19 protein-coding genes and 1 pseudogene are annotated in these 18,882 nt (G+C 70.1%); 9 read left to right on the top strand and 11 right to left on the bottom strand.

What is annotated here, in order from left to right; all coding sequences use genetic code 11:
- Positions 1-755 (top strand): annotated as a pseudogene (locus tag AOK08_RS46835) (hypothetical protein); the annotation flags it as partial.
- A 106-nt stretch (positions 756-861) separates the two neighbouring features.
- Positions 862-2,064, top strand: coding sequence for a phosphoserine phosphatase SerB (gene serB, locus AOK08_RS16980; protein WP_055526428.1), 1,203 nt, complete (start codon positions 862-864; stop codon positions 2,062-2,064).
- 242 nt (positions 2,065-2,306) lie between these two features.
- Here serB and AOK08_RS16975 read toward each other — a convergent pair whose 3' ends face one another.
- The 4 genes from AOK08_RS16975 to AOK08_RS16965 all read right to left on the bottom strand — a co-directional run bounded on the left by AOK08_RS16975 (position 2,307) and on the right by AOK08_RS16965 (position 4,839).
- Positions 2,307-2,825 carry a SixA phosphatase family protein gene (locus AOK08_RS16975; RefSeq protein ID WP_055526426.1) on the bottom strand — a complete coding sequence of 173 codons (519 nt, stop codon included), beginning with the start codon at positions 2,823-2,825 and terminating at the stop codon, positions 2,307-2,309.
- Positions 2,826-2,910: 85 nt separating this feature from the next.
- Positions 2,911-3,117, bottom strand: coding sequence for a hypothetical protein (locus AOK08_RS16970; RefSeq protein WP_055526424.1), 207 nt, complete (start codon positions 3,115-3,117; stop codon positions 2,911-2,913).
- A 182-nt stretch (positions 3,118-3,299) separates the two neighbouring features.
- Positions 3,300-3,416: an SGM_5486 family transporter-associated protein gene (locus AOK08_RS48435; protein ID WP_107100968.1), complete on the bottom strand. Its 117-nt coding sequence runs from the start codon at positions 3,414-3,416 to the stop codon at positions 3,300-3,302.
- A 97-nt stretch (positions 3,417-3,513) separates the two neighbouring features.
- Complete coding sequence (locus tag AOK08_RS16965) at positions 3,514-4,839, bottom strand: CynX/NimT family MFS transporter (protein ID WP_055526422.1); 1,326 nt, start codon at positions 4,837-4,839, stop codon at positions 3,514-3,516.
- A gap of 46 nt (positions 4,840-4,885) precedes the next feature.
- Between AOK08_RS16965 and AOK08_RS16960 the strand changes: the two genes are divergently transcribed.
- A complete protein-coding gene (locus tag AOK08_RS16960) occupies positions 4,886-5,575 on the top strand; it encodes a FadR/GntR family transcriptional regulator (protein WP_055526420.1) in 690 nt (229 codons plus the stop codon).
- Here the strand turns inward: AOK08_RS16960 and AOK08_RS16955 are convergent.
- The 3 genes from AOK08_RS16955 to fabG all read right to left on the bottom strand — a co-directional run bounded on the left by AOK08_RS16955 (position 5,550) and on the right by fabG (position 7,590).
- The gene (locus tag AOK08_RS16955) at positions 5,550-5,903 is read right to left on the bottom strand and encodes a hypothetical protein (protein ID WP_055526418.1); all 354 of its coding nucleotides are present in this window, start codon (positions 5,901-5,903) and stop codon (positions 5,550-5,552) included. The two genes, AOK08_RS16960 and AOK08_RS16955, sit on opposite strands and share 26 nt — an antisense overlap.
- A 194-nt stretch (positions 5,904-6,097) precedes the next feature.
- Entirely contained in the window at positions 6,098-6,865 is a 768-nt protein-coding gene (gene fabI / locus AOK08_RS16950; protein WP_055526416.1) for an enoyl-ACP reductase FabI, read from the bottom strand.
- 5 nt (positions 6,866-6,870) lie between these two features.
- Positions 6,871-7,590 (bottom strand): 3-oxoacyl-[acyl-carrier-protein] reductase, encoded by a 720-nt coding sequence (gene fabG / locus AOK08_RS16945; protein WP_055526436.1) that lies wholly within the window; start codon positions 7,588-7,590, stop codon positions 6,871-6,873.
- A gap of 309 nt (positions 7,591-7,899) precedes the next feature.
- Between fabG and AOK08_RS16940 the strand changes: the two genes are divergently transcribed.
- From AOK08_RS16940 to tyrS, 3 genes are all read left to right on the top strand, one after another.
- Entirely contained in the window at positions 7,900-9,423 is a 1,524-nt protein-coding gene (locus tag AOK08_RS16940) for a TldD/PmbA family protein (protein ID WP_055526435.1), read from the top strand.
- Positions 9,420-10,814: a metallopeptidase TldD-related protein gene (locus AOK08_RS16935; protein ID WP_055526415.1), complete on the top strand. Its 1,395-nt coding sequence runs from the start codon at positions 9,420-9,422 to the stop codon at positions 10,812-10,814. The genes AOK08_RS16940 and AOK08_RS16935 overlap by 4 nt, the downstream gene beginning before the upstream one ends.
- Before the next feature lie 68 nt (positions 10,815-10,882).
- On the top strand, positions 10,883-12,148 hold the full coding sequence (gene tyrS / locus AOK08_RS16930; protein ID WP_055526413.1) for a tyrosine--tRNA ligase: 1,266 nt from the start codon (positions 10,883-10,885) through the stop codon (positions 12,146-12,148).
- 85 nt (positions 12,149-12,233) lie between these two features.
- Here tyrS and AOK08_RS16925 read toward each other — a convergent pair whose 3' ends face one another.
- On the bottom strand, positions 12,234-12,512 hold the full coding sequence (locus AOK08_RS16925) for a GlsB/YeaQ/YmgE family stress response membrane protein (RefSeq protein WP_055526411.1): 279 nt from the start codon (positions 12,510-12,512) through the stop codon (positions 12,234-12,236).
- A 246-nt stretch (positions 12,513-12,758) separates the two neighbouring features.
- On the opposite strand from AOK08_RS16925, the gene AOK08_RS16920 reads away from it, so the two are divergent.
- Both AOK08_RS16920 and AOK08_RS16915 read left to right on the top strand, forming a co-directional pair.
- Entirely contained in the window at positions 12,759-13,157 is a 399-nt protein-coding gene (locus tag AOK08_RS16920) for a DUF3099 domain-containing protein (protein WP_079054072.1), read from the top strand.
- A gap of 208 nt (positions 13,158-13,365) precedes the next feature.
- The gene (locus AOK08_RS16915) at positions 13,366-13,593 is read left to right on the top strand and encodes a hypothetical protein (RefSeq protein ID WP_055526407.1); all 228 of its coding nucleotides are present in this window, start codon (positions 13,366-13,368) and stop codon (positions 13,591-13,593) included.
- 99 nt (positions 13,594-13,692) lie between these two features.
- On the opposite strand, the gene moaA is transcribed toward AOK08_RS16915, so the two are convergent.
- The 3 genes from moaA to AOK08_RS16900 all read right to left on the bottom strand — a co-directional run bounded on the left by moaA (position 13,693) and on the right by AOK08_RS16900 (position 16,846).
- A complete protein-coding gene (moaA, locus tag AOK08_RS16910) occupies positions 13,693-14,682 on the bottom strand; it encodes a GTP 3',8-cyclase MoaA (RefSeq protein ID WP_055526405.1) in 990 nt (329 codons plus the stop codon).
- Positions 14,683-14,867: 185 nt separating this feature from the next.
- Entirely contained in the window at positions 14,868-16,493 is a 1,626-nt protein-coding gene (locus AOK08_RS16905; protein WP_055526403.1) for a solute symporter family protein, read from the bottom strand.
- Positions 16,490-16,846, bottom strand: a complete 357-nt coding sequence (locus tag AOK08_RS16900; RefSeq protein WP_055526401.1) for a DUF485 domain-containing protein — start codon at positions 16,844-16,846, stop codon at positions 16,490-16,492. The genes AOK08_RS16905 and AOK08_RS16900 overlap by 4 nt, the downstream gene beginning before the upstream one ends.
- A 454-nt stretch (positions 16,847-17,300) precedes the next feature.
- Here AOK08_RS16900 and AOK08_RS16895 point away from each other — a divergent pair, with 454 nt between their 5' ends.
- The gene (locus tag AOK08_RS16895; RefSeq protein ID WP_055526399.1) at positions 17,301-18,833 is read left to right on the top strand and encodes a S8 family peptidase; all 1,533 of its coding nucleotides are present in this window, start codon (positions 17,301-17,303) and stop codon (positions 18,831-18,833) included.
- Positions 18,834-18,882 lie beyond the last annotated feature (49 nt).

Here is an 18,882-nt window from a genome sequence, read left to right as displayed (position 1 = left end):
GGGACCGGGACCACCGCCCTGAGCAGGGCGGTGGTCCCGGTCCCTATTCGGGGCCCTACGCCGGTCCGTACTCACCCGGCTCGCCGTACCGGCCGCCCAACCCCGACACCAATCCGTATCTGCGGCTGCCCGAGCGGCTTACGGAACCCGAGGACGCGCGGCCGTACGAGGGCGGGCCAGCCTACGAGGGCGGGCCGACCTACGAGACCGGGCCAACCTACGAGACCGGGCGGCCCTACGGGGGTGGGCAGGCCCACGGGAGTGGGCATGAGGCCGGGGCCGGAAGCGGTCAGCCTCGCGAGAGTGGCGAGGGATGGGGGTCGGACAGCCGACGGCCGTACGAGGGTGGCTGGGCGCCGGGCGCCCAGCCGGGTACGGAGTCGCGGTCACCCGACGAGAGCAGTCTGCCCGAGTGGACCGGTTCCGGTGCGGGGAGCGGGCCGGGCGTGGGCAGAGGCTCGGGTGGGCAGCGCGGCTCGGGCGCGGAGGGTGGTCCGGGCGCGGATCGTGGTGCGGGCGCGGGTCGTGGTGCGGGCGAAGGGGGCGAGCCGGGCGAGGGGGAGCTGAGTGAAGGGGAGCCGCCGTCCGAAAGCCTGTACGGCCTTCCCACCATGGCCAGGCCGCTGTCTCCGCCGCCGCGTCGGCCCGGGTGGCAGCGGGGCGGCTCCTCGCGGTCCGGGGCGGAGAAACGGACCCCGCCGCCTCCGCCACCGCCTCCTCCCCCGCCGCCGGGCACCCCCAAGGGGCCGCGCTGACCTGCTCATAAAGTCTTCGTCACCGTCCCGAAACGTATTGTTCTCCGTCCGTCAGGCGGACTGTGCGCGCGGTAGGCACTGCGTGCCGGATACGGTGGGAAGCACCATGAACGCTACGCAGACCGCTGACGTACCCACCCTTCTCGTCAAGATCTTCGGCAAGGACAGGCCGGGCATCACCGCCGGTCTGTTCGACACGCTTGCCTCCTACTCCGTGGACGTTGTCGACATCGAGCAGGTCGTCACGCGGGGCCGCATGGTGCTGTGCGCGCTCGTGACGCACCCGCCGGCCGGGCGCGAGGGCGATCTGCGGGCCACCGTCCACAGTTGGGCGGAGTCCGTGAAGATGCAGGCGGAGATCATCTCCGGGCTCGGTGACAACCGGCCGCGCGGGCTCGGACGTTCCGTCGTCACCGTGCTCGGGCATCCGCTGACCGCCGAGTCGACCGCCGCGATCGCCGCCCGGATCACCGGCGTCGGCGGCAACATCGACCGTATCTTCCGGCTCGCCAAGTACCCCGTGACGGCGGTCGAGTTCGCCGTCTCCGGGGTCGCCACCGAGGTGCTGCGCACCGCCCTGGTCACCGACGCGGCGGCCCTCGGGGTCGATGTCGCGGTCGTCGCGGCGGGGTTGCACCGGCGGGCCCAGCGCCTGGTCGTGATGGATGTGGACTCGACGCTCATCCAGGACGAGGTGATCGAGCTCTTCGCCGCGCACGCCGGGTGCGAGGAGGAGGTCGCCGAGGTGACCGCCGCCGCGATGCGCGGGGAGCTGGACTTCGAGCAGTCGCTGCACGCGCGCGTGGCGCTGCTCAAGGGGCTCGACGCGTCGGTGGTGGACAAGGTGCGCAGCGAGGTCCGGCTCACGCCGGGGGCGCGCACGCTGATCCGTACGCTGAAGCGGCTCGGTTTCGAAGTGGGTGTGGTCTCGGGTGGGTTCACCCAGGTCACGGATGATCTGAAGGAGCGGCTCGGGCTGGACTTCGCCCAGGCCAACACCTTGGAGATCGTCGACGGGAAGCTGACGGGCAGGGTCGTCGGGGAGATCGTGGACCGGGCGGGCAAGGCCCGGCTGCTGCGGCGGTTCGCGGCGGAGGCCGGGGTGCCGTTGGATCAGACCGTGGCGATCGGTGACGGGGCGAATGACCTGGACATGTTGAACGCGGCGGGGCTCGGTGTCGCCTTCAACGCCAAGCCGGTCGTGCGGGAGGCCGCGCACACCGCGGTGAACTTCCCCTTCCTGGACACCGTGCTGTATCTGCTGGGGGTCACTCGGGAAGAGGTCGAGGCGGCGGACACGCACGAGTAGCCCGCCGGGGGTTCGCCGGGGCGGTGACTCCTCGGTGGGGGCTTGGGTTCGTCGCCGACCGCGGGTTGCGTGCTGTGCCCACCCTCCCCCAGTCTCGGCTTCGCTCGACCGGGGGGACCCCCATCGCCCTGCGGAACGACTGCCCACAGCACGCAGGGCGGGACGACTGCGTACAGCACACCGCCGGGACCACCGCCCGGAGCCAGCCGCGCCGGATGGCTCCGTACAGCACACCAGGCTGTCTACTCCGGTGGTGCCCAGAAGTCGACGAGTGTCGCCGTGCCCGGTTCCAGGGCTTTCCAGGGGCCGGTGAAGGACAGGGTCGCGAAGGCCGCTGCCGGGAAGCCGCGGCTGTTCAGGGTTGCGCGGGGGGCGCTCCCGGACTCGCCGGCCAGGATGTCGGTGAGGGCCTGTACTCCTGGGTTGTGGCCGATCAGGAGCACGTTCCGCAGGTCGTCAGGGGTTTCGTTGAGCAGGGCGATGAGCTCGCCGGGTGAGGCGTCGTAGATCCGCTCCTCGTAGACGGTCTTCGGCCGTTTCGGGAACTCCTGGACGGCGAGTTTCCAGGTCTCGCGGGTCCGGGTGGCGGTGGAGCAGAGGGCCAGGTCGAAGGGGATGCCGGTGTCGGCCAGTTTGCGCCCGGCGACAGCGGCGTCCTTGCGGCCCCGGTCGGCGAGCGGCCGCTCGTGGTCGGTGACCTGGGGCCAGTCGGCTTTCGCATGCCGGAAAAGGGCGATCCTGCGGGGTTCTGCGACGCTCATGGCATCCAGCTTCGCATGAAACACGCCATGGGGCGCAGGGAGTTGACGGGCGGCTCCGCAGGTGGGAATGGGGCATTCATGGCGCTCATCGCACCACCAGCTCCCGCGCGCGCTCCAGGAGGTGGGTGACCAGGGGGTCGCCCGTCGCCGCCTGCGCGTCGGTCGGGTTCAGCAGCAGCGTGAGCAGCGCGACGAACGCGAGCGTCGGCAGTGCGAGGGCCCACCACGGCAGCCGTATGTCGACTCCACGCGTGGTCGCCGGAAGGGGCCGGGAGTGCGTGCGGGCCGACATGATGCCTCCGTGGGTTCTTCGAGCCGTTCGTGGCCGGCCTCTCGCGGCCACACCTCGAAGTTACGGAACCCGCGGCCCTCAACCCATCCGGAGATCCACCCACTTGACCCTGAGACTCGCCCCCTAGGGGACGGTGGGGATAGCCCCACCAACCGTTCTCACAGTGCGGCTCACAGTGCGGCTCACGGTGAGGCGAGCGTCGCGACGACGGCGATGACCACGAAGATGGCGAGGAACGCGCCGAAGACGAGCAGCATCTTCTTCTGGCTGTTCTGGGGGTTCGGATCGAGCACTGGCATAGCGCCAGTCTCGCACCCGTCGCGTCCGACCGTGCTCCCGGGGTATCCGCGTACGGCGGGTGGCATGGGCACGTCCGGCGGGGTGGGCGGAGTGCGGTCAGCGGGTGGCCGCCTCGTCCTCCACGGTGCGATCGCGCCCCGCCAGTACGCCCACGGCCATCTGCGGCAGCAGCAGTCCGGCCATCAGCGCGAGCGGCAGCCCCCAGCCGCCGCTGTGCTGGTAGAGGACGCCGACGACGAGCGGCCCGGGGATGGAGATCAGATAGCCGGTGCTCTGCGCGAAGGCCGACAACTGCGCGACGCCCGCACCCGTCCTGGCCCGCATCCCGACCATCGTGAGGGCCAGCGGGAAGGCGCAGTTGGCGATGCCGAGCAGTACGGCCCAGGCCCAGGCACCGGCGGCCGGCGCGGTGTACAGGCCCGCGTATCCGAGAAGTCCGCAGACGCCGAGTACGACCACGACGGGCCCCTGGCTGGGCAGGCGCGTGGCGACGCGCGGGATGACGAAGGAGAGCGGCACGCCCATCGCCATGGTCACCGCGAGCAGCAGTCCGGCGGTGCCGGCCGGGACGCCCGCGTCCCGGAAGATCTGCGCCATCCAGCCCATGGTGACGTAGGCACAGGTGGCCTGGAGCCCGAAGAACACGGCGAGCGCCCAGGCGGTACGGCTCCGGGTGATGCGCAGTGTCCCCGTGCCCTCCACCGTGGCCGACGTCCCGCGCGCGGGAGGTTCCTCCGGCCGCGGCCGGCCCGCGCCCCGTTCCCGGACCAGCGGGATCCAGGGCACCGCGGCCGCCGCCGCGAGAACCGCCCAGACGGTCAGCCCCCACCGCCAGCTGCCGCCCAGCGTCTCGGTGACGGGCACGGTGATGGCCGCCGCAGCGGCGGTGCCGAGGGCGAGGGCCATCGAGTACAGGCCCGTCATGGCCCCGACCCGGTCCGGGAACCAGCGCTTGACGACGACGGGCATCAGGACGTTGCTGACCGCGATGCCCATGAGGGCGAGCGCACTGGCGGCCAGGAAGCCCGCGGCGGTGCCCGTCCAGGGGCGGATCGCCAGGCCGGCGGCGATGGCGGCCATGCCCGCGCAGACGACCGCGCCGGCGCCGAAACGGCGGGCCAGACGCGGTGCCATGACGCCGAAGAGGGCGAAGCAGAACGGGGGCACGGAGGTGAGCACCCCGGCCGTGGTGCCGCTCATGCCGAGTCCGTCGCGCACCTCTTCGAGGAGAGCGCCCAGGCTGGTGATGGCGGGCCGGAGGTTGAGGGCGGACAGTACGACGGCGACGACGACCAGCCGCGTGACCCACGCGCGCGTGTGCGGCCTCCCGGTCGCGTTCTCCGGGTCGGCCGGGTCGCGTACGGATACGGGGGTGGATGTCGTCGCTGTCCGGGTTTCCTCGCTCACCATGACACCAAGCATAAAATCATAGGATGATTGGCTGTACTCCCCCGTGCGAAAATGTGCCATGCCGCCGCTGAGCCACCCCCATCGATCGGCCCTGCCCGAGCAGGTCATCGCCGCGCTGCGGAACCAGATCACCTCGGGCGAGTGGCCCGTCGGCTCGCGCATCCCGACCGAGCCCGAGCTGGTCGCGCAGCTCGGCGTGGCCCGGAACACGGTCCGTGAGGCCGTCCGGGCCCTCGCGCACAACGGGCTGCTGAGCATCCGCCAGGGCTCGGGCACGTACGTCGTGGCGACCAGTGAGCTGGCCGGTGTGATGCACCGCCGGTTCGCCGACGCGGACCCCCGGCACATCGCCGAGCTGCGGTCCACGCTGGAGTCGGGCGCGGCCGAGCTGGCGGCCCGGCGGCGCACCGAACGCGATCTCAGTCAGTTGGACACGCTGCTGGGGCGCCGGGAGGAGGCCTGGGCGTCCGGTGACGCGGAGGCGTTCGTGACGGCCGACGCGAGCCTGCACATGGCGGTGGTCGCCGCGTCCCACAACGACGTGATGACGGCGATGTACGCGGACCTGGGAGAGGTGCTGCGGGACTGGCTGCGCGACGACGTGGGCGAGGAGCTGACCCCCGGGTCGTACGTGGACCACACCCCGCTCGTCGAGGCGATCCGCGCGGGTGACGCGTCGGCTGCCGCGAGGGAGGCGGCGGGTTATCCGTTCGTGTGCCGGCTCAGGGCGTCCGCTTCTGGTGGCTGACCCACACGGAGCGGACCTCCTTCCAGCAGCGGCCGGTCAGCAGTACCGTCTGCGCGGGCCCGGCCTCGACCGGGGAGCCGTCGCTGTCGAGGTCCCACCATTGGTCGCACTCGATGTGCAGACGTACGCGGTCGGTGGCCACATAGGGGTTGTGGCAGTACGCGGTCACCCTGGAACCGGTGACCCGGGTGTAGCAGGTGGAGCCGAAGGGCTCCGGCTTCTCCTGCTGCCGCCCCTCCACGCGCGCGTGCGGAACGGCTTCGCAAGGAAGACCGGTTATGAGAGCGACGGCGACGAGCAGCGGGGCCAAGCCTCGGGACAGGCGCACAAAGGGAACCTCCTCGGCCGTGCTGGGGAGGAAACGCGAGGTGAACGCGTAATCCAGAGTGACCGGCCACCCCCTCCCCCGCCCGGCCTGCTGAGCCGAACAGGTGACGTCCCACCGGCATGCCGAAGGCCCGCGCCGGAAACGGAACGCGGGCCCTCGGAATGTCGGCCGGGCCTCGGCGGCACCGGCAGCGGTCACGCGCCGATCGCGTGCAGCCCGCCGTCCACGTGGATGATCTCGCCGGTGGTCTTCGGGAACCAGTCGCTCAGCAGGGCGACGACACCGCGGCCGGCCGGCTCGGGGTCCTTGAGGTCCCACTCCAGGGGCGACCGGGCGTCCCACACGGCGGCCAGCTCGCCGAAGCCCGGGATGGACTTGGCGGCCATGGAGGCGAGGGGGCCGGCGGAGACGAGGTTGCAGCGGATGTTCTGCTTGCCCAGGTCACGGGCCACGTAACGGCTGGTGGCCTCCAGGGCGGCCTTGGCCGGGCCCATCCAGTCGTACTGCGGCCAGGCGAACTTGGCGTCGAAGGTGAGGCCGACGACCGAGCCGCCGTTCTGCATCAGCGGCAGGCAGGCCATGGTCAGCGACTTCAGGGAGTACGCCGAGACGTGCATCGCGGTGGCGACGGACTCGAACGGCGTGTTGAGGAAGTTGCCGCCGAGCGCGTCCTGCGGCGCGAAGCCGATGGAGTGGACGACACCGTCGAGGCCGCCGAGCTCCTCGCCCACGATGTCGGCCAGCCGGCCGAGGTGCTCGTCGTTGGTGACGTCGAGCTCGATGACCTTGGTGGGCTTCGGCAGCTTCTTGGCGATGCGCTCGGTCAGTGTGGGCCTCGGGAACGCGGTCAGGATGATCTCGGCACCCTCTTCCTGCGCCAGCTTGGCGACGTGGAAGGCGATGGAGGACTCCATCAGCACACCGGTGATCAGGATCCGCTTGCCCTCAAGAATTCCGCTCATGGTGATCAGTGACCCATTCCCAGTCCGCCGTCAACGGGAATGACGGCTCCAGTGATGTACGAGGCGTCGTCCGAGGCGAGGAACCGCACCGTTGCGGCGATCTCCTCCGGTCGCGCGTACCGGCCGAGCGGCACCTGCGAGACGATGCCCGCGCGCTGCTCGTCGGTGAGGACCTTGGTCATGTCGGTGTCGACGAAGCCGGGTGCGACCACGTTGAAGGTGATGTCGCGCGAGCCCAGCTCACGGGCGAGGGAGCGGGCGAACCCGACCAGTCCGGCCTTGGAGGCCGCGTAGTTGGCCTGGCCCGGCGATCCGTACAGCCCGACGACCGACGAGACCAGGACGACGCGGCCCTTCCTGGCGCGCAGCATGCCGCGGTTGGCACGCTTGACGACACGGAAGGTGCCGGTGAGGTTGGTGTCGAGGACGGACGTGAAGTCGTCCTCGGACATGCGCATCAGGAGCTGGTCCTTGGTGATGCCGGCGTTGGCGACGAGGACCTCGACCGGGCCGTGCTCGGCCTCGATCTCCTTGTAGGCCTGCTCCACCTGCTCGGTGTCGGTGATGTCGCACTTGACGGCGAGGCAGCCCAACTCTGTCAGGGCGGTCGGCGGCTCACCGGAACGGTATGTGATGGCGACCTTGTCGCCCGCCTCGGCGAACGCGCGGGCGATGGCGAGGCCGATGCCCCGGTTGCCTCCGGTGACGAGAACCGAGCGGCTCAACGGATCACCCTTTCGGTAGCGGTTCATGACCTGTCCCAACACCCGGGTCGACAGGCTGCTTCTCCGAAAACCTATCGGTCCGCCCACGTCTGCGGACAATCGAGCACCGACAGTGGCTCACCCCTCGTGCTGTCGGGTCCCTACAGTCGGTGTGCTCGGATGTGCTCGGAGAAGGGGCCCGGACGGTGCCGGGAGTGTGGGACGGGCACGGTTCGCGGCGGGAATCCGGTGGAAGCCGGGATGTCGGTTCCGCATGATTCACTGCGGGACATACTCATCTCTGCCGTCGGCGACAAGGGGAGGCCGCTCGTGGCCCATGAAATCGATCCGTCCTTCCTCGCGTTGCCCTTGCGGGCCCTAGCCGACGCCGCCCTGGCACGCGCGCGTGCGCTCGGTGCCGACCACGCGGACTTCCGGTTCGAGCGGGTGCGCAGCGCGTCCTGGCGGCTGCGGGACGCCAAGCCGTCCGGCTCGTCGGACACCACGGACCTGGGGTACGCGGTGCGGGTGGTGCACGGCGGTACCTGGGGGTTCGCGTCGGGCGTGGACCTGAGCATGGACGCCGCCGCGAAGGTCGCCTCGCAGGCCGTGGCCATGGCGAAGCTCTCCGCCCAGGTGATCAGGGCCGCCGGGTCCGATGAGAGGGTGGAGCTGGCCGACGAGCCGGTGCACGCGGACCGGACGTGGGTCTCGTCGTACGAGATCGATCCGTTCACCGTGCCCGACGAGGAGAAGGCGGGCCTGCTGGCCGAGTGGAGCGCGCGGCTGCTCGCCGCGAACGGCGTCAACCATGTCGACGCCTCGCTGCTCACGGTGCACGAGAACAAGTTCTACGCCGATACCGCGGGGACCGTCACCACGCAGCAGCGGGTACGGCTGCACCCGCAGTTCACGGCCGTCTCCGTCGACGAGTCGAGCGGCGAGTTCGACTCGATGCGGACCATCGCGCCGCCCGTCGGACGCGGCTGGGAGTACCTGACCGGCACGGGGTGGGACTGGGACTCCGAGCTGGAACAGATCCCCGAGCTGCTCGCCGAGAAGATGCGCGCGCCGAGCGTCGAGGCGGGGCTGTACGACCTGGTCGTCGACCCGTCGAACCTGTGGCTGACCATCCACGAGTCCATCGGCCACGCCACCGAGCTGGACCGGGCGCTCGGCTACGAGGCGGCGTACGCGGGCACGTCCTTCGCCACCTTCGACCAGCTCGGCAAGCTCAGGTACGGCTCCGAGCTGATGAACGTCACCGGCGACCGCACCGCCGAACACGGCCTGGCGACCATCGGCTACGACGACGAGGGCGTCGCCGGCCAGTCGTGGGACCTGGTCAAGGACGGCACCCTCGTGGGGTACCAGCTGGACCGGCGGATCGCGAAGCTGACCGGGTTCGAGCGGTCCAACGGGTGCGCGTACGCCGACTCGCCGGGCCATGTGCCCGTGCAGCGCATGGCCAATGTGTCGTTGCGGCCGGACCCGGGCGGGCTGGCGACCGAGGATCTCATCGGGGGCGTCGACCGCGGGATCTACGTCGTCGGGGACCGGTCCTGGTCCATCGACATGCAGCGCTACAACTTCCAGTTCACCGGCCAGCGGTTCTTCAGGATCGAGAACGGCCGGATCACCGGGCAGTTGCGGGACGTGGCCTACCAGGCCACGACCACCGACTTCTGGGGCTCCATGGCGGCCGTCGGCGGTCCGCAGACATACGTCCTGGGTGGCGCCTTCAACTGCGGCAAGGCCCAGCCGGGACAGGTCGCGGCCGTGTCCCACGGCTGCCCGTCGGCCCTCTTCAAGGGCGTCAACATCCTCAACACCACGCAGGAGGCCGGTCGATGAGCGCCCGTTTGGTCAAGCCGCACGAGATCGTCGAGCGGGCCCTTGAGCTGTCCCGGGCCGACGGGTGTGTCGTCATCGCCGACGAGGAGTCGACCGCCAACCTGCGCTGGGCGGGCAACGCCCTCACCACCAACGGGGTCACGCGCGGGCGCACGCTCACGGTCGTCGCCACCGTCGGCGGCAAGGAGGGCACGGCCTCCGGGGTCGTCTCCCGGGCCGCCGTCACCGCCGACGAGCTGGAACCGCTCGTACGGGCCGCGGAGGCCGCCGCGCGCGGTGCGGGGCCCGCTGAGGACGCCCAAGCGCTGGTCGGGGGTGTGCCGGAGTCCCCCGACTTCCTGGACGCGCCCGCCGAGACCTCGTCCGCCGTGTTCGCCGACTTCGCGCCGGCGCTCGGCGAGGCGTTCGCACGCGCGCGTGCGGGTGGCCGGGAGCTGTACGGCTTCGCCAACCACGAGCTGGTGTCGAGCTATGTGGGTACGTCGACGGGGCTGCGCCTGCGTCACGACCAGCCGAACGGGACGCTGGAGCTGAACGCCAAGTCCCCGGACCGTACGCGGTCGGCGTGGGCCGGGCGGTCGACGCGGGACTTCAAGGACGTCGACCCGGCCGCCCTCGACGCCGAACTCGCCGTACGTCTCGGCTGGGCGGAGAGGCGGATCGAGCTGCCCGCCGGGCGGTACGAGACGCTGCTGCCGCCGACGGCCGTGGCCGACCTGCTGATCTACCAGATGTGGTCGGCGTCCGCGCGGGACGCCGCCGAGGGGCGCACGGTGTTCTCCAGGCCGGGCGGCGGGACCCGCCTCGGCGAGAGGCTCACGGAGCTGCCCCTGACGCTGCGCAGCGACCCGAACGAGCCCGGTCTGGAGGCATCGCCGTTCCTGCTGGCCCACTCCTCCGGCGACGACCAGTCGGTGTTCGACAACGGGCTGCCGCTGAGCCCCACGGAGTGGATCCGCGAGGGTGAGCTGAACCGGCTGATCACCTCCCGGCACACCGCCGGGCTGACCGGCCTGCCCGTGTCCCCGGCGATCGGGAACCTCGTCCTGGACGGGGGCGAGGACAGGTCCCTGGAGGAGATGGTCGCGAACACCGAGCGCGGGCTGCTGCTGACCTGCCTCTGGTACATCCGCGAGGTCGACCCGGCCACCCTGCTGTTGACCGGTCTGACCCGTGACGGGGTGTACCTCGTGGAGAACGGCGAGGTCAGCGGGGAGGTCAACAACTTCCGGTTCAACGAGTCGCCGGTGGACCTGCTCGGGCGGGCCGTCGAGGCGGGGCGTACGGAGAAGACGCTGCCCCGGGAGTGGAGCGACTGGTTCACCCGGGCCGCGATGCCCGCGCTGCGGGTGCCGGACTTCAATATGAGCTCTGTCAGTCAGGGCGTATAACCTCGTTGCCGGTGGTCACCCGGCTGCCGTAGAACTGAACGAAGACCATTCAAGGAGATACGAGAACCGTGACGGACATCGTCGACGAGCTGAAGTGGCGTGGGCTGTTCGCCCAGTCCACTGACGAGGACGCTTTGCGCAAGGCGCTCGCGGACGGTCCCGTCACGTTCTATTGCGGGTTCGACCCGACGGCGGCCAGCCTGCACGTCGGTCATCTGGTGCAGGTGCTCACCATGCGCCGTCTCCAGGAGGCGGGCCTGCGTCCGCTGGCCCTGGTCGGCGGGGCGACCGGTCAGATCGGCGACCCGCGTCCCACCGCGGAGCGCACGCTGAACGACCCGGAGACGGTCGCGAACTGGGTGAACCGGCTCCGCGCGCAGATCGAGCCGTTCCTGTCCTTCGAGGGCGAGAACGCCGCTCTGATGGTGAACAACCTGGACTGGACGGCCGGCATGTCGGCCATCGAGTTCCTGCGGGACATCGGCAAGCACTTCCGCGTCAACAAGATGCTGACGAAAGACTCGGTCGCCCGCCGTCTGGAGTCCGACCAGGGCATCAGCTACACGGAGTTCAGCTACCAGCTCCTCCAGGGCATGGACTTCCTGGAGCTGTACCGGAGGCACGGCTGCACGCTCCAGCAGGGCGGCAGCGACCAGTGGGGCAACCTCACCGCCGGTCTCGACCTGATCCACCGCCTGGAGCCGGACGCCTCCGTGCACGCGCTGGCGACCCCGCTGATGACGAAGGCGGACGGCACCAAGTTCGGCAAGACCGAGGGCGGCGCCATCTGGCTCGACCCGGAGATGACGACCCCGTACGCGTTCTACCAGTTCTGGCTGAACGTGGACGACCGGGACATCTCGACGTACATGCGCATCCTGTCCTTCCAGTCCCCGGAGGAGCTGGAGGCGATGGAGGCGCAGACCGCGGAGCGTCCGCAGGCGCGGGCCGCGCAGCGCGCGCTCGCCGAGGAGCTGACGACGCTGGTGCACGGCGCCGACCAGACGGCCGCCGTGATCGCCGCGTCGAAGGCCCTCTTCGGCCAGGGCGAGCTGGGGGAGCTGGACGAGCGGACGCTGAGCGCGGCCCTCTCCGAGGTGCCGCACATCCAGGTCGCCGAGGCGGGTCCGGTCGTCGACCTGTTCGCCGAGGTCGGCCTGGTGGCCAGCAAGTCGGCCGCGCGACGCACGGTGAAGGAGGGCGGCGCCTACGTGAACAACGCGAAGGTCGTCTCCGAGGACGCGGTCCCCGCCAAGGAGGACCTGCTCCACGGGCGGTGGCTGGTGCTGCGCCGAGGCAAGAAGAACCTGGCGGCGGTGGAGGTCACCGGCTGACCGGGCGTCCGTGTCAGGTGGGTGCTGAGTACGCGTGAAGGGGGCGGCCCGTTGATCGGGCCGCCCCCTTCACCCATGCCGCCGACTACGCTCGCTGTCGTCTGTTGCCCCACATCGCCATGTAGGCCTTGTCGCCCAGGTAGACGATCACGATGGCCGCCACGAGCTGGAACACATGGCGGGTCCAGTCGATGCCCCTCGTCTCCGCGACGCCGAAACCTCGCGCGATCGCGTTGCCGATAACCGCGCCGATCATGCCGAAGATGGTCGTCAGCCAGAGCGGGCTGTGCTGTTTGCCCGGAATGATCGCCTTGGCCAGGAGACCCAGCACGAATCCCACGATGATCGCCCACAACCAGCCCATGGATGCCTCCTCGTACGGCTCGACGCGAGCATTGCGCCCAGTGTCGGCCCGTTCGCGCTACGGCGCATGTCGGGCCCTTCGGTACGCGGTACGGCGCAGCCGGGTCAGCCCGACGGAAGGTGCCCCGGTCTCGTAGGCGACGCAGGCGCGGCGTAACGTGGAAGGCGTCCGGGCACGGTTCCCCGACCGGGTTCGGCGCAGGGTACGGGCCGGGGCGTGTCCGATTCGGGTGGATGGTGGAACGTGATGCGGAAGCGGAGCAACAGCGGCGGCGCCCAGGTCTTCCGGATCACCGGGGCACGGCAGGGGCTCACGGACGATGTGCGGGCCAGACAGCGCCGGTACGTCATCTCGATGTCGGTGCGCACGGTGGCCGTGATCCTCTCGGCGGTGCTCTGGAACGTCGAACGGCACGTCGCGATCGTGGCGCTGGTGCTCGGCTTTGTTCTGCCCTACATCTCCGTGGTGATCGCCAACGCGGGCCGCGAGAACGCGCCCGGTCTCCCGTCGACGTTCGTGAGGGTTCCGGTGCGGCCGATGATCACGCCGCCGCGGCCGGAAGAGGGCTTCGCGGAATCCTCGGCGGAAGGCGCCGGGGGCGATCAGGGGGCCGGTGCGCGGGGAAATCGGCACGAACAATCCTGACCGGAAGTCAGTCCGAACGGCGTCCCCAAGCTCAAGAAAAGCTCAGATCAATCATGAAGTTCCGGTGCCGGTCGGACGGTGACCCATGACATACTTCGTACGCGCTCCGCATCCCCCGTCGGAGCGACAGACCGACGCCGGGCAGCTCCCCCCGTGGCTGCTCGGCGTCGCCTTTTGAACCCTGTTTCCGCCGGGTTAGGGTCAGCAGATGATCGGCTCAGACCCTGATTCCCCCATCTGTTCCGCCAAGGCATGCCGGGCGGACGCGGAGTGGGTGCTCGCCTGGAACAACCCGAAGCTGCACACACCCGAGCGGCGCAAGACGTGGCTGGCCTGCGAGGAGCATCGCGAGCATTTGTCGCAGTTTCTCGGGGTGCGGGGGTTCCTCAAGGACGTGGTGAGGCTGGAGGAGTGGGAGGCGCCTCCGGCGGGGTGAGCGGGGTGCCTTCTCTTCGTCTTCGGCCGCGGGTCGTTCGTGGCTGGTCGCGCCCACGCGGCGGAGCCGCAAATGTCACCGCCCCGCGCCCCTTCGGCGCTAGCCGCCGATTGCCGACATCGGTCTGTCCGGCTGGACGAAGGTCGGGTCGTCCAGGCCCGCGCCTGCCTTCTTGCCCCACATCGCCTCGCGCCAGATGCGGGCTATCTCCTCGTCGGGGGCGCCCGAGCGGAGGGCCGTGCGGAGGTCTGTCTCCTCGCGGGCGAAGAGGCAGTTGCGGATCTGGCCGTCGGCCGTCAGGCGGGTGCGGTCGCAGGCGGCGCAGAACGGGCGGGTGACGGAGGCGATGACGCCGACGCGGTGCGGGCCGCCGTCGACCAGCCAGCGTTCGGCGGGGGCCGAACCGCGTTCGCCGGCGCCCTCCTCCGTCAGGTCGAAGCGGGTGCGGAGGGAGGCGAGGATGTCGCCGGCGGTGACCATGCCCTCGCGTGTCCAGCCGTGCTGGGCGTCCAGGGGCATCTGTTCGATGAAGCGCAGCTCGTAGTCGTGCTCGACGGCCCAGGCGAGGAGGTCCGGCGCCTCGTCCTCGTTGAGCCCCGGCATCAGTACCGTGTTGACCTTCACCGGGGTCAGGCCTGCCTCGCGGGCGGCCTCCAGGCCCGCGATGACGTCCTTGTGGCGGTCGCGGCGGGTGAGGGTCTTGAAGACGTCCGGGCGCAGGGTGTCCAGGGAGACGTTGACGCGGTCCAGGCCCGCCGCCTTCAGGGCGGTCGCCGTGCGGCCCAGGCCGATGCCGTTGGTCGTCAGGGACATCTGGGGACGCGGGGTCAGGGCGGCGACCCGCTCCACGATGCCGACCAGGCCGGGGCGCAGCAGCGGCTCCCCGCCGGTGAAGCGGACCTCTTCGATGCCCAGCATGCGGACGGATATGTCTATCAGGCGGACGATCTCGTCGTCCGTGAGCAGGTCCGGCTTGGCCAGCCACTGCAGGCCCTCCTCGGGCATGCAGTACGTGCACCGCAGGTTGCAGCGGTCGGTCAGCGAGACGCGCAGGTCGGTGGCGACTCGGCCATAGGTGTCGATGAGCACGTGGGCCCCCTCCCTCGTAGCGGATCGCAGGTACGGAATTCTCCTTCCGCACCTGCGAGCCTACGTGACCCCACCGACAACCCGGCCGGCCCGCTGCCCCAGGACGCCCCAGGACGCGGCGTGGGGGCCGCCTCGGATTCCCACGACGGCCCCCACGCGATTCCCCGCGGGCGGAAAACGCCTGGCTAGTGTGCTCCGGTGCCCGTGAGGGACCGCACCTCCAGCTCCGCGTACTTGCCGGTGTCGGGCTCCTCCTTGGAGAGGACCGTGCCGAGCCAGCCCATGACGAAGCCGAACGGGATGGAGATGATCCCGGGGTTCTTCAGCGGGAACCAGTGGAAGTCGACACCCGGGAACATCGCCTTCGGGTCGCCGGAGACGACCGGGGAGAACAGCACCAGGCCGACCGCCACGATCAGGCCGCCGTAGATCGACCACAGGGCGCCCTGGGTGGTGAACCTCTTCCAGAACAGGCTGTAGAGGATCGTGGGCAGGTTGGCGGAGGCGGCTACCGCGAACGCCAGTGCGACCAGGCCGGCCACGTTGAGGTCGCGGGCGAGGGCGCCCAGGGCGATGGAGATGACGCCGATGAATACGGTGGACCAGCGGGCCGCCTTCATCTCCTCCTTCTCGGTGGCCTTCCCCTTGCGGATGACGTTGGCGTAGATGTCGTGCGCGAAGGACGACGACGAGGCCAGTGTGAGGCCGGCGACGACGGCGAGGATCGTCGCGAAGGCGACCGCCGAGATCGTCGCGAGGAGCACCGCGCCCCAGGCGGAGTCGACGCCGCCGATGTGCAGGGCGAGCAGTGGCGCGGCCGTGTTGCCGGACGGGTTGGAGTCGGTGATCTCCTTCTGGTCGATCAGGGCGGCGGCGCCGAAGCCGAGCGCGATCGTCATCAGGTAGAAGCCGCCGATGATGCCGATCGCCCAGTTCACGGACTTCCGGGCGGCCTTGGCCGTGGGCACCGTGTAGAAGCGGATCAGGATGTGCGGCAGGCCGGCGGTGCCGAGGACCAGGGCGATGCCCAGGGAGATGAAGTCCAGCTTGGTGGTGCCGGAGGCGCCGTACTGGAGGCCGGGCTCCAGGAAGGCGTCGCCCTTGCCGCTGCGTTCGGCGGCGGTGCCGAGCAGGTCGGAGATGTTGAAGTTGAACTTGAGCAGCACCAGGAACGTAATGAGGATCGTGCCGCTGATGAGCAGCACGGCCTTGACCATCTGGACCCAGGTGGTGCCCTTCATGCCGCCGATGGAGACGTACACGATCATCAGGACGCCGACGAGGGCGACGATGGCGACCTTGCCCGTGTCCGAGGTGATGCCGAGGAGGAGCGAGACGAGGACGCCCGCGCCGGCCATCTGGGCCAGCAGGTAGAAGATCGAGACGACGATCGTCGACGTACCGGCGGCGGTGCGGACCGGGCGCTGGCGCATCCGGTAGGCGAGGACGTCACCCATGGTGTAGCGGCCGGAGTTGCGCAGCGGTTCGGCCACCAGGAGCAGGGCGACCAGCCAGGCGACGAGGAAGCCGATGGAGTACAGGAAGCCGTCGTAGCCGAAGAGGGCGATCGCGCCGGCGATGCCGAGGAAGGACGCGGCGGACATGTAGTCGCCGGAGACCGCGAGGCCGTTCTGGAAGGCGCTGAACTGGCGCCCGCCGGCGTAGAAGTCGGCGGCGCTCTTGGTCTGGCGGCCCGCCCAGACGGTGATGACGAGGGTCGCGAGGACGAACACCGCGAACAGGGAGATGATCAGCGGCCGGTGCTCGCTCGCCTCGCCCGCGGCGAGAACACTCTGCTGTACGGGGCTCATGCGCCGCCCTCCATCCGGGACTTGATCGCCTCGCCCTTGGGGTCGAGGTTCGCGGCGGAGTAGCGCGCGTACCACCAGGCGATGAGGAACGTGGTGAGGAACTGGGCGATGCCCAGGACGAAGGCGACGTTGATGTGGCCGACGAGCTTGGTGCCCATGAACCCGCCCGCGTAGTTCGACAGCAGGACGTACAGCAGGTACCAGGTGATGAAGGCGATCGTCAGCGGGAAGGCGAAGGAGCGGTGGGCGCGGCGCAGTTCACCGAACTCGGCGCTCTGCTGGACCTCGACGAACTCCTCCGTGGAGGGGAGGCGGTGTTCTGTCTTCACGGGGGGCGGTGCGTCGGTAGCCACGGAGTCTCCTCGCGTTGCGGGGGCGGTCACGACAGTTGACGACGGAGCGTGATCGTTCGGGGACGGGGACGGGCTGGGTACGGACATGGCTGTTCTGACCTCGCGGTGATCTGGACCAAGGGGGTCGGCTCGCGATGGCAGGACCCATGCGCGATCCGACAGGGGCTCGATGGTCCTCGCGCTCCCTGCCCAAGGTCACGGCGCCGCGCGAGGACCGGTTCAACTCTCCTTACCTCTTTCCTAACTGGTCTCCGGAAGTCATTGCTGGCCAGCGGCGAGGCGGGATAGCTTCGCCCTGTACCGACAGTCATGTACCTGCAAAGTCGGGGCGACGGGCCGCGCGCCCGCGCCCGCCTTTTCGCGCGTACCGACTTGTTGTCCGTCCCTGCTACGCGCTTGCCCGGCAACCGTCGTTGTCCGGGCGAGCCTCGTTTCCGGTTGATGTGGAGAACCCATGGCTCATCTGCGCTCCAGGCGCCGGCTCGCTCTCGCGGTGCCGGTCGCGCTGTCCCTGACCGCGTCCCTCGGCTTCCTGCCCGCCGCCGCTTCGGCCGCCGAACCGGCCGCCCCTGCCGCCCGGTTCGCGGACGGTCCGAACCTCGCGTATGTCGTCAACACCAAGAGCACCAGCCGTCACACGATCGGGTCGGTGACGGAGGCGATATCCAAGGCCGGCGGCACGGTCGTGGTGACGTACAAGAAGATCGGTGTGATCGTCGTCCACTCCACGAACCCCTCCTTCGGGGCGGAGATCCGCGCGGCGCGCGGTGTGCTGTCCGCGGGTGCCACCCGGACCACGCCGCTGGTCGCCGCCGGGACGACCGACGAGGGCGCGGCGGACTATCTGACGGCAGCCGAGGCGGCCAAGGTCGAGGCCGTGTCGGCCCGGACCCCGGAGAGCGAGCCCCTCGAAGCCGACCAGTGGGACCTGCGGTCGATCGGCGCCGACAAGGCCGCGAAGATCAACCCGGGCAGCCGCCGGGTCACCGTCGCCGTGATCGACACCGGCGTCGACGACACCCACCCCGACCTCGCCCCGAACTTCTCCGCGTCCCAGTCGGCGAACTGCGTCGGCGGCGTCGCGGACACCAGTGCGGGCGCCTGGCGCCCGTACAAGGCCGAGGACTACCACGGCACCCATGTGGCCGGTGAGATAGCCGCCGCCCGCAACGGCATCGGGGTGGCCGGTGTCGCGCCCGGTGTGAAGGTGTCCGGCATCAAGGTGAGCGACCCGGTCAACGGGCTCTTCTACCCGGAGAACGTCGTGTGCGCCTTCGTGTTCGCCGCCGACCACGGCGTCGAGATCACGAACAACAGCTACTACGTTGATCCATGGCTGTACAACTGCATGGACGACCCCGATCAGCGGGCCATTGTTGACGCGGTCAACAGGGCGCAGCTGTACGCGCAGAAGAGGGGCACCCTCAACCTGGCGGCGGCCGGCAACTCCAGCCACGACCTGGACTCGGACGCGATCGTCGACGAGAGCAGCCCTGACGACGCGACGCCGGTCCCCCGCACGATCGACCCGCACAAGTGCTTCGACGTACCGAACATGCTCCCGGGTGTCGTCACGGTGAGCGCCACGGGCGTCGACAACGTCAAGTCGTACTACTCGACGTACGGGAACGGTGTCGTCGACATCGCGGCCCCGGGCGGGGACCGCAAGTACCAGATACCGGACACGCCGTCCAAGAACGGCCGCATCCTGTCCACCATGCCGAACGGCGAGTACGGCTTCCTCCAGGGCACCTCGATGGCCTCGCCGCACGCCGCGGGCGTCGCCGCGCTGCTGAAGTCGAAGTACCCGAAGGCGACCCCGGCCGAGCTCCAGACGCTGCTGAAGGCCCAGGCGAACAACCCGGGCTGCCCCGCGTCGTACGACCAGGACGGTGACGGCAAGCAGGACGCGGTGTGCGAGGGCGGCGAACAGGTCAACGGATTCTTCGGGTTCGGGATCGTCGACGCACTGCGCGCGGTCAAGTGACCGCACGGTTTTCCGAGTCTTCGCGCACGTCGAGTATGTCCACCATGTC

Source organism: Streptomyces graminilatus, assembly GCF_001418565.1.
GTDB classification, from domain to species: domain Bacteria; phylum Actinomycetota; class Actinomycetes; order Streptomycetales; family Streptomycetaceae; genus Streptomyces; species Streptomyces graminilatus.
Note: the sequence above shows the minus strand (reverse complement) of the source record. Positions and strands in the feature narration are given on the sequence as shown.

What these genes read in the sequence shown, in the direction of transcription:
- AOK08_RS16925 (WP_055526411.1), bottom strand. Translation starts at nt 12,512, where the DNA reads ATGGGCTGGTTGTGGGCGATCATCGTGGGATTCGTGCTGGGTCTCCTG.
- fabI (WP_055526416.1), bottom strand. Translation starts at nt 6,865, where the DNA reads ATGAGCGGAATTCTTGAGGGCAAGCGGATCCTGATCACCGGTGTGCTG.
- AOK08_RS16970 (WP_055526424.1), bottom strand. Translation starts at nt 3,117, where the DNA reads ATGTCGGCCCGCACGCACTCCCGGCCCCTTCCGGCGACCACGCGTGGA.
- AOK08_RS16920 (WP_079054072.1), top strand. Translation starts at nt 12,759, where the DNA reads ATGCGGAAGCGGAGCAACAGCGGCGGCGCCCAGGTCTTCCGGATCACC.
- AOK08_RS16975 (WP_055526426.1), bottom strand. Translation starts at nt 2,825, where the DNA reads ATGAGCGTCGCAGAACCCCGCAGGATCGCCCTTTTCCGGCATGCGAAA.
- AOK08_RS16905 (WP_055526403.1), bottom strand. Translation starts at nt 16,493, where the DNA reads ATGAGCCCCGTACAGCAGAGTGTTCTCGCCGCGGGCGAGGCGAGCGAG.
- AOK08_RS16895 (WP_055526399.1), top strand. Translation starts at nt 17,301, where the DNA reads ATGGCTCATCTGCGCTCCAGGCGCCGGCTCGCTCTCGCGGTGCCGGTC.
- AOK08_RS16965 (WP_055526422.1), bottom strand. Translation starts at nt 4,839, where the DNA reads ATGCTTGGTGTCATGGTGAGCGAGGAAACCCGGACAGCGACGACATCC.
- AOK08_RS16935 (WP_055526415.1), top strand. Translation starts at nt 9,420, where the DNA reads ATGAGCGCCCGTTTGGTCAAGCCGCACGAGATCGTCGAGCGGGCCCTT.
- serB (WP_055526428.1), top strand. Translation starts at nt 862, where the DNA reads ATGAACGCTACGCAGACCGCTGACGTACCCACCCTTCTCGTCAAGATC.
- AOK08_RS48435 (WP_107100968.1), bottom strand. Translation starts at nt 3,416, where the DNA reads ATGCCAGTGCTCGATCCGAACCCCCAGAACAGCCAGAAGAAGATGCTG.
- AOK08_RS16915 (WP_055526407.1), top strand. Translation starts at nt 13,366, where the DNA reads ATGATCGGCTCAGACCCTGATTCCCCCATCTGTTCCGCCAAGGCATGC.
- AOK08_RS16960 (WP_055526420.1), top strand. Translation starts at nt 4,886, where the DNA reads ATGCCGCCGCTGAGCCACCCCCATCGATCGGCCCTGCCCGAGCAGGTC.